This window comes from Halosubterraneus shenae, assembly GCF_050510935.1.
In the GTDB taxonomy this organism is placed as follows: Archaea; Halobacteriota; Halobacteria; order Halobacteriales; family Haloferacaceae; genus JBDGPU01.
The window spans coordinates 617,007-629,376 of sequence record NZ_JBNLVO010000001.1 but is presented as its reverse complement, the minus strand read 5'-3'; the positions used below and the strand labels follow the sequence as shown (position 1 = coordinate 629,376).

Below are 12,370 nucleotides of genomic sequence, written 5' to 3'. Positions count from 1 at the left end.
GAGGGACTTGAAAAGAATGTCCGCGGACTGTTCTCATCCAGCGGGTTCGTTCGGTGGTTTCTATTCAAAAGGATCGCAACAGTGGCAGGGGTTTTTGTAGTCGGCTGGAAGCACGACAGTCATGACTGACTCCATCGCCGCCGTGGGCAGGGACTATCTCCGTCGGCCGCTGGCCCTCCCAACTGTGGCTGGAACTCTGCTCGCACCCGTCGCTTTCGTCGTCCTGCTACCTATCGTGCGGGGTTTTGGTGAGGCTCTGATCCCGGCTGTCTTGTTGGTTTTCGCCCTCGTCGGCCAGACTTCCCGACTCTTCTCGGCCCCCGCAACCGGCCTCGTTCGAGCCTTACTCGACGGTGAGAACCCCCGGTCCGCGCTGGATAGCGCCGGTACACGAGCCCCGGAGCGGATGACAGCCGCGGCAGTCGAGCGGCTAGTCGTGATTCCCGTAACCGTCGTCGTCGGCAGCGCGGTCGTCCTCGTCGCGCTGGCCGTCGCGACAGCAATCGGCGCTGGGCTCTCAGAGCTGGGTATCGTCGCGCCCCAAGAAGGGCTGGTCGTAACCATACTCGGAGCGATCGCCGTATTGATGGTCGGTGCTGGCGTGGGCGCCGTATTTCGAATCGGGAGCGCACTCGAGAACGTGTCAGTAGCTCGTCGCCCGGCGGCTGGTCTGGTCGTGGCCACGGCGAACCCGTGGACGGCCCTCCGGCTCGTTGGACTCCGAACCGCGCCATGGGTGGTGATTCTTTCGGCGGCGGTCGTCCAGTTTCTGCTCGACGACGTCTCACCGTCCCCGGACGCGATCTTTGCGCTCTTTCTCGCAGTGACGGTGGTGTCGACAGCGCTCGCGATCGGGCTGGAGCGACGGGTGGAACTGGAGTCGGCTATGCCGATTCCGTCACTTCGGTCGTTCGTGCCCGATCGGCGAGTCCTCGCCGTCGCTGCGCTCGTCCTGCTGATCGTGTCCGTCTCGACGTTCGCGGTTCGGGTGGCTGACGCTCGTCCCTCGCCGACGACCGCTGAACCAGTTGAGGACGCCAACGCGGCCACCATCGTTGCCGACGCGAACTTCGCACTGCGGCACGTCGATCACTTCCAGAACAAATCCGTCCGGGAGTACAACAATTCGAGTGGCCGGATGGAGCCAAGGGTTCACTACGACGTCGGTGCGAACCCGAGCGATCGCGAGTTCCGACTTCACGCTGACGCTCCTGACTCGGCCACTTCAGCGGCTCCGGAAGCGTACTACGCCGACGGCACCGTCGCAGTGAGAAACCGCTGGCACGTCGCTGATACGTCACTAAATCTCTTTTATAGACAATCCGGGAACTGGACAATCGCCGCAGTCCCGTTTCAAGGTGTTAGCCCTCGGAACCGGGATACCATCGTTGGCAGGTTTCCGGACTCCAGAATGAGCGTCGACGAGAAGGATCTGCGCGTGCTCGCCCGGAGCGACGACACCGTCACTGTCGGAGTCGAAGATCCCGAGCGACTTGCACCCATCTACGGACAATCCGCCGAAAACATCTCGACCGACAGTCACGTACGCCTCGTCGTCGACGCGAACACTGGTCGCCCGGTACGTCTCTCGCTCCTTTACGACGTCACGACGGCGGAGGACCGCCATCGGCGCCACATCGTCGTCGAGTATCGCGAATGGGGGAGCCACGACGTCGATCGACCGGCTGCCATCGGCGACCAGCGGCCGCTCGAACTGTTCTGGGACGCGATGGCCTACTGAGCGACGACGGCCCGTCCTAATTCGCAATCAGCTGAAGTAACTTTTCACGCTGGACTCTCACTGTGGACCGACACCGTTCCGTCCCCGTATTTGTGCCTGACGGAACAGCGATCGGGGACCGCGATTCGAAAGCTTCAATTGTTTACCCCGGATACACGTAATTGCGTCAAGGAAGCCCCACTCGGGTTGGTAGTCTAGTCCGGTTATGACACCTCCTTGACATGGAGGAGGCCGGCGGTTCAAATCCGCCCCAACCCACTTTCTCTCTGCGTTCTCACGTTCGTTAGGCCGGCGTCCGTGCCGAGTTTACGAGGCACGGGCTCGGAAGGCGCAGCCCGCGAGCACCGCGAGCGGAACGACCATGGTTCACAATCCGCCCCAACCCACTTTCTCGCTGCGTTCTCACGGTGCTGAGACCGGTAGCTGTGCCTCGATTCGTGACCGGTACAGCCACGGGGCGTCGCGTTGCTGGCTTCGGATAAGACGCCAAACGGGTTCGTCCGGCGGAACCCCTTTGACAGTGCCGATTAATAAGGAGGACAATGGGCAAACTCCGGCATCCGTTGACAGCGGTCGCGCTCGTCGTCGCGATCACGGTTCCGTGGCTACTCGTTCGACTGACCGACGCAGTTGACGCCCTGTCGACGGTGGCCGTCATCGCGACGAGCGGGGTCGCCGTCCTCGGCGCGGCGTTCATCCTCACGTGGGCCGCCGAGACCGCCGAGGCCGACGTGCCGCGGGCGTTCGCGCTCGCGGTGCTCGCCATCATCGCCGTCACCCCGGAGTACGCCGTCGACGCGCTGTACGCCTGGGAGGCCGGGGCAGCGCCGGGGACCCCGGCGTCGATGGCGGCCGCGGACCTCGCCGTCGCGAACATGACCGGCGCGAACCGGATCCTCATCGGGCTGGGGTGGGCCGGCATCGCGCTGTACGCGGTCTACCGTGCCAGACAGACGAGCAAGACGGCGGTCACCGAGCGGGAGGGGTTCCTGGCCGACGCCGTCGAGCTCGACCCCCGGATCAGCATCGAGCTGCTCTTCCTCGGCGTCGCGACGGTCTACGCCTTCCTCATCCCGGTCAACGGCGGCATCGACGCCGTCGACGCGATCTTCCTCGTCGGCCTCTACTGCACCTACATCTTCGTGATCATCCGGGGCGAGCCCACCGAACACGAGCACATCGGGGTCCCGGGCTACCTGCAGGGGCTCGCGAAACCGCGGCGGATCGCGGCGATCCTCCTCCTGTTCCTCTACTCCGGCGCGATCATCCTGCTCGCGGTCAAGCCGTTCGCGAAGGGGCTGGAGGTCCTCGGGCCGCGGCTCGGCGTCTCCTCCTTCTTCATGATACAGTGGGTCGCCCCGCTGGCGAGCGAGAGCCCCGAGTTCATCGCGACGGCCTACCTCGTGAACAAGGCGCGGACGACGGCCTCGTTCAACGCGCTCATCTCCTCGAAGCTGAACCAGTGGACGCTGCTCATCGGCACGCTCGTGGTGGTGTACAGCATCTCGCTGGGTCACTACGACATGCTCTCGTTCAGCCAGAAGCAGGCGGGCGAGATCTGGCTGACCGCGGCCCAGAGCTTCTTCGCGGTTACCCTGCTCATCAACTTCACCATCAGCGTCCGGGAGGCCCTCTTGCTGCTCGGGCTGTTCCTCGCGCAGTTTTACCCGACCTTCCAGAGCTACGAGGGGCTGCTCGCCTACAGCGCGCTCTACCTCCTCCTCGGGCTCGCCGTGCTCGTGAAGCGCCGCCGCCAGCTCCCCGTCCTCGTCCGGACGGCCCGACGGGAGGCGACGGCCAGCGGCGAGGGGACGTCCGAGCACTGACGGCTCCCGCGGTCCGACCACGAGGCGTTTCCGCCCGCGACCCTCCCCCGATTCCCGACCACCCGCGACGAACCACCGGCGAGAATCTTCCCCGAGCGCAGCCTTTTATAAATACCGCGGGTAGTTCCTTGTATGTCAATCCCTGGCACCTATCTCAAGGAGGCGGCCGACGTCTCGCTCGACGTCCCGCAGGAGGTCACGGACGCAGTCCACGACGTGCTAGCCAACGTTCGCGCGGACGGCGACGACGCCGTGCGGAAGTTCACGCGCCGCTGGGACGACGTCGACCGTGAGAACCTGCGCGTCGAGGACGCGGAGATCGAGGCCGCCCGCGAGGACCTGACCGCCGAGGAACGGGAGACGATCGACCACACGATCGCGAACGTTCGCCGGTTCCACGAGGAGCAGCGCGAGCACATCCAGTCGTTCGAGAAGGAGTTCCAGGACGGCGTCCGCCTCGGGCAGCGGATCGTGCCCATCGAGACCGCGGGCGTCTACGTCCCCGGGGGGCGCCATCCCCTCGTCGCGGCGCCCGCGATGTCCATCGTCCCCGCGAAGATCGCCGGCGTCGACCGCGTCGTTGCCTGCGCGCCCCCGCAGGCCGACGGGACGATCCAGTCCGCCCAGCTGTACGCCATGGACAGTGCCGGCGCCGACGAGATCTACGTCGCCGGCGGCGCCCAGGCCATCGGCGCGATGGCGTACGGTACGGAGACGATCCCGAGCGTCGACAAGGTCGCGGGGCCGGGCAACGTGTTCACGACGGAGGCGAAACGGCAGGTGTACGGCCAGGTCGGCATCGACTTCCTCGCCGGCCCGACGGAAGTCCTCATCGTCGCCGACGAGACGGTCGACCCCGCCCTCGTCGCGACCGACCTGCTCGCGCAGGCCGAACACGACCCGAACTCGCGACCGGTGCTCGTCGACCTCGACGAGGACCACGCCCGCGAGGTGATGGACGAGGTCGAGGCCCAGCTCCCGGGCCTCCGCACGGAGGACGTCGCCCGCGAGAGCTGGAGCGAGAACGGCGAGGTCGTCGTCGTCCCCGACCGCGACGCCGCCGTCGACGCCGCCAACGAGTACGCGATGGAGCACCTCCAGCTGATGGTCGCGGACCCCCGCGAGCTCGTCGACGACCTTCGAAACTACGGCTCGCTGTTCATCGGCGAGCACTCGCCGGTCGTCTTCGGCGACAAGGCCGTCGGCACGAACCACAGCCTGCCGACGCTGGAGGTCTCCCGGTACAGCGGCGGCATCTGGGTCGGGACGTACCTGAAGACGCTCACGCACCAGGAGGCGACCGCGGACGGCGCCGCCGAGGTGGCGGAGTGGGCCGCGCGCATCTGCGAGCTCGAGGGGACCCACGCCCACCAGCTCTCCGCGGAGGCGCGGCTTCCGGGTGGTCGGGGCGACGCCGGCGCGGATGAGGAAGACGTGGAGGACTGAGATGACGCCGACAGATCCCGAGGATCTGGCCGACCGCACCGCGTTCGTCACCGGCGGCAGCCAGGGGATCGGCCGGGAGATCGCCCGCACGCTCGCCCGCGAGGGGGCGAACGTCGCCGTCGCGGCCCGGAGCGACGCCATCCACGACGTGGCCGCCGAGATCGACGATCGCGGCGGCGACGCGCTGGCAGTCCGGACCGACGTGACCGACGAGGAGTCAGTGCGATCCGCCATCGAGTCGACGGTCGAGGCGTTCGGCGGCCTCGACGTGCTCGTCAACAACGCCGGTATCGCGGGGCCGACCGCGCCGGTCGAGGACGTCACGGTCGCGGAGTGGGAGGAGACGATGGACGTCAACGTCACCGGGATGTTCCGGACGACGAAACACGCCGCCGAGCACCTGCGCGAGAGCGACGCGGGGCGGGTCGTGAACATCTCCTCGATCAGCGGCAAGCGCCCGCTGGAGAACCGGACACCGTACACGGCCTCGAAGATGGCCGTCATCGGCTTCACGCGGACGCTCGCCTTCGAGCTCGGCGACGACGGCGTCACCGTCAACGCGGTCTGCCCGGGCGCGACGAAGGGGCCGCGCATCGAGGCCGTCATCGAGGAGCAGGCCGCGGAGCTGGGCGTCTCCTACGAGGAGGCGAAGCGGCGGGTGTTCACCGACGACGCGGCGCTCGGCGAGCTCGTCGAGCCCGACGACGTCGCCGACATGGTCGCGTACCTCGCCAGCGACGCCGCCGACCACATCACTGCACAGGACGTCAACGTCACGGCAGGAAGCGTCTGGTACTGAACGGCGCCGTCGCAGCGGCGCCGTCGCAGCGACGCCGTCGGAGCGGTGTCGTCGCAGTGGCGCCCTCGGAATGGAGCAGGTCGACCCTGGCGGGTGCTCCTTTTAAATAGTCTTCTGGACTCCGTACCCGTCGACGACGACGATAAAAGAAGCGAGTGCCGCGAAAACCGCTTCGCGACCGGTTCAGTACGGCAGGAAGTACAGGCCGATGGCGAACACGGGCGTGAGGACGATCATGACGATCATCGTGTACCCGAGGATGTCGCGGGCCCGCACCTTCGTCAGGCCGAGCAGCGGGATGGCCCAGAACGGCTGGAACATGTTCGTCCACATGTCGCCGGTGCCGTACGCGATGATGGCCTTCCCCGGCGGGACGCCGAGTTCGACGGCGGCGCTGCCGATGATGCCGCCGATGATGCCCCACTCACCGCCCCCGCTCGGGACGAACAGGTTCATCACGCCGCCGAGGAGCCATGCGATGACGGGGAACGTCGCCGGCGTCGCGACGTCGAGTAAGGCTTCGGCGATGAGCTTCGAGAGACCGGAGCCGCTGATGATGCCGAGGATGCCGGCGTAGAAGGGGAACTGCAGGATGATGCCGGCCGCGCCCTCGGTCGCGTCGCGGATGGCCTCCATGTACGCCCGCGGCGTCTTGTGGAGGAAGAGCCCGAGCGCGATGAAGATGAAGTTAAAGAGGTTGAGGTCGAGCGCCTCGCCGATGGTTCCCACCTGTGCGAGGTAGTCGACGATGTACACGAGCATGCCGAGCCCGAGGACGAACGCGACCAGGCGACTGTCGTTGATGCGGTCGGCGGGGTTCTTCCCATCGGCGCCGCCGTCGGTCTGCGGTTCGGGGTCGGTCGGCTCCGAGAGCGCCTCGACCTCCTCCTCCTCGAGCAGGCTGGGTGCGTACTCCTCGATGCCGGTCGCGTTCGCCTCCTCCGGCGCGAGGAAGTACAGCGTGATCGTGACCGTCGCGAGCACGAGGACGGCCAGGCCGAACGCGTAGGGCGTGAAGACCGATTCGGACAGCGGCACGACGCCGATGACGTCGACGAACGGGTGGTCCTCCGTCGCGGACAGGAGCCCGGCGCTGGAGGAGGGGCCGACGTGCCAGATGACCTGACTCGTGTAGCCGGCCGCACAGAGGATGGGGTAGTGGAACGTCTTGCCGCGCTTGTGGCCCGCGCGGGCGACGAAGATGGCGAAGATGGCGCCGACGATGAGGCCGACGCCCCAGTGGAAGTAGCCGGCGACCATCGCCACGACGCCGGTCGCGGCGGCCGCCTGCGCGTTGGTGTCCGGCCACGACGCGAGCCTGTCGAGGTAGCTGCTAACGAGGTCCGAGTCGGCGACGGCGTACCCCGTCACCAGGATGAGAACCATCTGCATTGCGAAGGTCAGCAGCGTCCAGAAGCCACCGTACCAGTTCCGGATGTTCTCGACCGGACCGTCCGGCGTCGCGACGTTGGCCGCGATGTACGCGATGATGGTGAGCAACACCGCGAACAGGAACGGGTTCGGTATCCACTTCTCCGACCAGTTGGCCATCTGCTGGCCGAACGCTTGTACTCGACTGCGGGACGTTGCCATAGGACAAGGAGTACGGTTTTCCGAAATAAGTATTTGGATAGTGGAACGTTTCGGGGGATCCGTTGCTGCGAACCGAAAATAGCGGCCTCAGCCCGTCATCTGCCACCGAGAATCCCACCTCTGAAAAAGTTCTTCCATTGATAGGTTCTCGGGCGGAGGGTATTCCGGTCACTCCGAAACGTTGGCCCGCTCGGCGACGCGCTCGACGAGGTCCACCACGTCCCGCGTACGATAGGTTCCTTCCCGGTCGAGGGCGACGACGACTCCTGTAACCTCAGTGAGTGGGATCGAGATATCGATCATCTCGTCGTAGACCCTGGCGGTCGCGTGCAGCCGTTCCTCCTGCCGCTGCTCGTGGGCGGCGAAGGCGATGGCTTCCAGCCGGAGATCCTCGACGATCGCGTCGACCTGTTCCGGCTCGTACTTCTCGGTCGCCCAGTCGCTTCGATACACGTGCCCAACCCCCTCCTGCTCGTAGTAACTCACGCCGACGAGACAGACCTCGGTAAACTCGTCTTGCAGCGCCCCTGATACCTGCTCCGCGAGCTGTTCCATAGCCGACAGCTCGACAGCCTCCTCCCTGAAGCTTGTGGCGGGGCCGTGTACGTGGCCCCACCGGAGAGCCCCGAGGCTCGACGCGCTGCCGCAGAGCGAACCTATATCTCTCCGAATCACCGTGATTCGCACATGCACACGAGCAGGGCCAGTCTCGCGGCCACCGTGCGGGCGCTTCGATACGGTAACGAGTCGCCCTCGACGCTCCGCGACCGCTTCCGGCAGCGCGTCGAGGCCGTCGAGTCCGACGTGCAGGCCTTCGTCCCCGAGGAGCACCGCTGGGCGCGCGTGGCCGACCGCGTCGACGCGCTCGACACGGGGCCGACCCCTCGCGGCTTCGGCACCGACGCCGTCGCCGGCGACGACGCGACGGCGCCGCTGGCGGGCGTGCCCGTCGGCGTCAAGGACATCTTCAACGTCGCCGGCGTGCCGACGCGGGCCGGGTCGACACTACCGGCGTCGGCGTTCGAGGGCCCCGAATCGACCGCCTGGCAGCGCCTGGCGGCGGCCGGCGCGGTCGCGTTCGGCAAGACGGTGACGACCGAGTTCGCCTACTTCGCCACGGGCCCGACCGCCAACCCGCACGACACCGACCGGACGCCGGGCGGGTCCTCCAGCGGGTCGGCAGCCGCCGTCGCCGCCGGGGAGGTCCCGCTCGCGCTCGGGACCCAGACCGTCGGCTCCGTGATCCGCCCCGCCGCCTTCTGCGGCGTCGTCGGCGTCAAACCCTCGTTCGGCCGGATCCCCATCGAGGGGGTCGTCCCCGTCTCGCCCTCGCTGGACCACGTCGGGTTCTTCACGCAGGACGTCGACGGCGCCCGACTCGCCGCCGACGTGCTCTGTGACGACTGGGCGCCGGTGCCGACGCCCACGGAGCGCCCGACGCTCGGCGTGCCGGGCGAGGCGTACGTCGAGCAGGCCGAGACCGTCGGCGTCGAACGGTTCGAGCGCCAGCTCGACGCGCTCGCCGAGGCCGGCTACGAGATCGTGCGGACCGACACTCTCGCGGACGTCGACGACGTCAACGAGAGCCACCGCCGGCTGATGGCGGCGGAGATGGCGCTGGTCCACCACGAGAACGGCTGGCTCCCCGAGCACGAGGACGAATACGCGCCGGAGACGATCGAGATGATCGAGGGCGGCGTCGACGTCGACGCCACGACCATCGGCGACGACCGCGCGCGCCGGCTGGACCTGCGCGAGCGCCTGCACGCCGAGATGGACCGGCGCGGCGTCGACGTCTGGGTCAGCCCGGCTGCGCCGGGGCCCGCACCGGAGGGGCTCGACGACACGGGCGACCCGACCATGAACCTCCCGTGGACGAACTCGGGGCTGCCGACGGTCACGCTCCCGGTCGACGAGACGGCCGAGGGGCTCCCGCTCGGGCTCCAGTGCAGCGCCCGCTTCGGGGCCGACGAGGCGCTGCTCGGCTGGGCCGAACTGCTGGCCGACGACCTCGGGCTCCTGACGGCGTCGTACTGACCCTCCTGAGCGCAGGGGGCCAACCGCGGTCGGTGACCAGCTACATGCCAGTCGACGCCGAAGCCGGCGTCACAAATGGCCGAAGTCCTGGTCCACACGCGGGACGACGAGGTCGAGGAGTACAGCGCCGACGGGATCGAAATGACCGACCGCTATCGCCGAACGACGACGCACGAACAGGGTGAACGGATCGTCCGTCACATCCCCCACGAGCGCGTCTACGAGATTCGGGACCGGGTTAGCCCGTCGTAGCCGACGCCCCCGCCGCCTCGACCCGGTGACGGCCGCGGTCTCGTGGACGCCAGCGCGGTCGCGCGTTCGTTCAGCGATCCGTACCTGTTTCTTCTGTTGCGTGGTAACACTTCCGCCCACACTTTCAATACCAGCCCCCGACAATTTCGCAATTGGACCATGAACATTGCTGATATCGCGGTGCCGGAATATATCGAGGTCGACGCGGGCGAGCGACTTGCCAAGGTCCGCTCTCTCTTCGAGCGCGAGAACCCGAAAGGGATCATTGTCACCGAGGACGGCGAGTACGCCGGCGTCGTCGGTGAGAAGCAGCTGATCCGGTCACGCATGGAGGACGACACGAAAGTGTCGGCCGTGATGACCCCGGCACCCGGGATCGACCGCCACGAGGACATCCGCGAGGCGGCGCGGTTGCTCATCGAGGGTGGCGTCAAGATCGCCCCGGTGTACGAGGGCGAGAAGCTCTACGGGATCATCACCGGCGACGCCATCCTCCGGGCCGTCATCGACAGCCTGGACGCCAACACCGTCGAGCAGGTGTACACGGCGGAGGTGATCACTATCACCGAGGACGAGAACGTCGGCCAGGCGATAAACCGGCTCCGGAAGAACTCCATCTCCCGGCTCCCGGTGCTCAACGAGAGCGGCAAGCTCACCGGCGTCATCACGACGAACGACATCGTCAACTTCGTCATCCGCGAGCAGGACCGCCAGGGCAGCGGTGACCGCTCCGGCGACCTCGACCGCATGCTCGACCTCCCCGTCTACGACCTGATGTCCGGGCCCGCGATCACGGCCCAGCCGGGCGAGACGACCCAGGAGGCCGTCGAGCGGATGTTCGAGAACGATATCTCCGGGCTCGTCGTGACGCCGTCGTCCTCGGAGACCAAGGTCGCCGGCGTGCTCACGAAGACGGACGTGCTCCGCTCGCTGACGTACACCGAGCGCGAGGGGATGGACGTCCAGATCAGCAACATCGACCTGCTGGACACCATCTCGCGCGGCCACGTCGTCGAGTCGATCGAGAAGGTCGCGAAGAAGTACCAGAAGATGCAGGTGTTCCACGCGCACGTGCGCCTGCACGAGCACAAGGAGAAGCTCCGTGGCACCCCGCTGATCCAGTGTCAGATCCGCCTCCGGACGAGCAAGGGGCAGGTCATCGGCACCGGCGAGGGCTACGGCGCCGAGCACGCCTTCCACGTCGCGCTCGACAAGCTCGAGCGCAACATGCTCGAGATCAAGGGGATCAACGCCGACGAGGAGTACCGCGGCCAGCTCCTCCGGAAGCTCGGCGAGCTGTAGGCCAGACCCGCCGATCCGCACCGCTCTTTCTCTTTCGGTACCGAGCCGCTCCCGAGTCCTAGAACTCCTCGGTGCCCTCGACGCCGGCGTCCGTGATCCGGAAGGTCGCCGTCTCGCCGGCGGCCTTCGACCGGTGTTTCTCCAGTGTCGCCCGCCGGTTCCCGCCCCGGAAACGGTCGACGCGGACGATGGCGCCGGTCCAGTGTTCCAGCGTGTTCCCGCCCAGCGCGCGGACCTTGTCGGTGTCCGGGTCCGAGAACACCTGGTTCGTCAGGACCACCGCGAGGTCGTGGCGTCGCGCCAGCGAGAGCAGGTGGGTCACCTGCCGGGCCACCTTCCGGAGCGACTCCCCGCCGGCCGCGTCGCCGGCGCGCTCCAGCCGGTAGAAGCCGGTTGCCGAGTCGAGGACGATCAGCTCGACCTCGTCGGCGAACTCCTCGGCGTCGCGGACGGCCTCCTCCTGGTCCGCGAAGTCGTACGCCTCCGTGATGATGAGCCGGGAGGCGATCTCCTCGACCGGCTCGTCGGAGCGCTCCTCCGCGATCTGCCGGAAGCGGTCGATGGAGAGCCCCTCGGTGTCGATGTAGAGGACGCGGCCGCCGTCGGCGGCGACCTCGACCGCGGCCGAGAGCGCGAGGTTCGTCTTCCCGGCCGCTGGCGGCCCGTACACCTGCGTCACGACCTCCCGCTCGAACCCGCCACCGAGCAGTTCGTCGACGGGCGGACAGCCGGTGGGGACGGAGTCAGTCACTGGCCGGTCTTTGTTCGGTTGGGAGAAAAACCACGTGGTCTGTTCATTCGCTTCGACGCGCTATCTGTGTGCGGTACGGTATAAAAAGATATGCCAGCCCATGTGGGCCAGGCGTTGCTTCTGGAAGTCAGCCGTGGCCCGGGGGTTAGATTTCACACCATAATATAAAGAAACTATTTATATTGAGAAGCTGTGAACTAACTATAGTGAATCCGCTTTTTCAAAGCGTTTTCTCGAAGGAACGAGCGGTGGCAGCGCTGCTAGCTGGCGGGATTCTCCTGGTTTTCTCCCTGCTGACGATCCCGTCGATATCATCAGCTGGTGGGGTGGGATATCTACAGCTCTGTTCGGGACTGCTTCTCGTTTTGCTCGGCACGTCGGAACTGCTGTCCGAGGAGTACCAGCGAAGTTTTGCGTTACTCAGGATTCTAACCTTCGCACTCGTCGTCCTCGGTATTTACCTCCTTATCGGAATCTTCCGATTCTGGTTGGGTATGCAGTAACAGCGGTCCGTGAGCGATTTTGTGAGAAACCGATTGAGGGCAGTACTATCAACCGGCGTCCCCGCGTGAAACTCCCCGATTACCTCGAAAACTCTCCCACTGCTGGATTGTGTTTATAAA

11 protein-coding genes and 1 tRNA gene are annotated in these 12,370 nt (G+C 66.6%); 9 read left to right on the top strand and 3 right to left on the bottom strand.

The genetic code is table 11. From position 1 onward, the window contains the following. The first annotated feature begins 121 nt into the window (after positions 1-121). The 5 genes from ACQE3M_RS02905 to ACQE3M_RS02885 all read left to right on the top strand — a co-directional run bounded on the left by ACQE3M_RS02905 (position 122) and on the right by ACQE3M_RS02885 (position 5,812). Positions 122-1,741: a hypothetical protein gene (locus ACQE3M_RS02905; protein WP_430503964.1), complete on the top strand. Its 1,620-nt coding sequence runs from the start codon at positions 122-124 to the stop codon at positions 1,739-1,741. A gap of 183 nt (positions 1,742-1,924) precedes the next feature. Next, a tRNA-Val gene (locus ACQE3M_RS02900) sits at positions 1,925-1,999 on the top strand. Positions 2,000-2,283: 284 nt separating this feature from the next. Beyond that, positions 2,284-3,567, top strand: a complete 1,284-nt coding sequence (locus ACQE3M_RS02895) for a sodium:calcium antiporter (protein WP_430503963.1) — start codon at positions 2,284-2,286, stop codon at positions 3,565-3,567. Positions 3,568-3,699: 132 nt separating this feature from the next. After that, positions 3,700-5,013, top strand: a complete 1,314-nt coding sequence (hisD, locus tag ACQE3M_RS02890) for a histidinol dehydrogenase (protein WP_430503962.1) — start codon at positions 3,700-3,702, stop codon at positions 5,011-5,013. 1 nt (position 5,014) lies between these two features. Beyond that, positions 5,015-5,812: an SDR family NAD(P)-dependent oxidoreductase gene (locus tag ACQE3M_RS02885; protein ID WP_430503961.1), complete on the top strand. Its 798-nt coding sequence runs from the start codon at positions 5,015-5,017 to the stop codon at positions 5,810-5,812. Between the two features lie 183 nt (positions 5,813-5,995). Here ACQE3M_RS02885 and ACQE3M_RS02880 read toward each other — a convergent pair whose 3' ends face one another. Then, positions 5,996-7,405, bottom strand: coding sequence for a short-chain fatty acid transporter (locus ACQE3M_RS02880; RefSeq protein ID WP_430503960.1), 1,410 nt, complete (start codon positions 7,403-7,405; stop codon positions 5,996-5,998). Between the two features lie 168 nt (positions 7,406-7,573). Continuing rightward, positions 7,574-8,092 carry a DUF7522 family protein gene (locus tag ACQE3M_RS02875; RefSeq protein WP_430503959.1) on the bottom strand — a complete coding sequence of 173 codons (519 nt, stop codon included), beginning with the start codon at positions 8,090-8,092 and terminating at the stop codon, positions 7,574-7,576. On the opposite strand from ACQE3M_RS02875, the gene ACQE3M_RS02870 reads away from it, so the two are divergent. The 3 genes from ACQE3M_RS02870 to ACQE3M_RS02860 all read left to right on the top strand — a co-directional run bounded on the left by ACQE3M_RS02870 (position 8,093) and on the right by ACQE3M_RS02860 (position 10,996). Further along, the gene (locus tag ACQE3M_RS02870; RefSeq protein WP_430503958.1) at positions 8,093-9,442 is read left to right on the top strand and encodes an amidase; all 1,350 of its coding nucleotides are present in this window, start codon (positions 8,093-8,095) and stop codon (positions 9,440-9,442) included. A gap of 75 nt (positions 9,443-9,517) precedes the next feature. Continuing rightward, positions 9,518-9,694, top strand: coding sequence for a hypothetical protein (locus ACQE3M_RS02865; protein WP_430503957.1), 177 nt, complete (start codon positions 9,518-9,520; stop codon positions 9,692-9,694). Between the two features lie 159 nt (positions 9,695-9,853). After that, positions 9,854-10,996: a CBS domain-containing protein gene (locus ACQE3M_RS02860; RefSeq protein ID WP_430503956.1), complete on the top strand. Its 1,143-nt coding sequence runs from the start codon at positions 9,854-9,856 to the stop codon at positions 10,994-10,996. Between the two features lie 58 nt (positions 10,997-11,054). On the opposite strand, the gene radB is transcribed toward ACQE3M_RS02860, so the two are convergent. After that, a complete protein-coding gene (radB, locus tag ACQE3M_RS02855) occupies positions 11,055-11,747 on the bottom strand; it encodes a DNA repair and recombination protein RadB (protein WP_430503955.1) in 693 nt (230 codons plus the stop codon). Positions 11,748-11,953: 206 nt separating this feature from the next. On the opposite strand from radB, the gene ACQE3M_RS02850 reads away from it, so the two are divergent. After that, positions 11,954-12,250, top strand: a complete 297-nt coding sequence (locus ACQE3M_RS02850; protein WP_430503954.1) for a hypothetical protein — start codon at positions 11,954-11,956, stop codon at positions 12,248-12,250. Positions 12,251-12,370 lie beyond the last annotated feature (120 nt).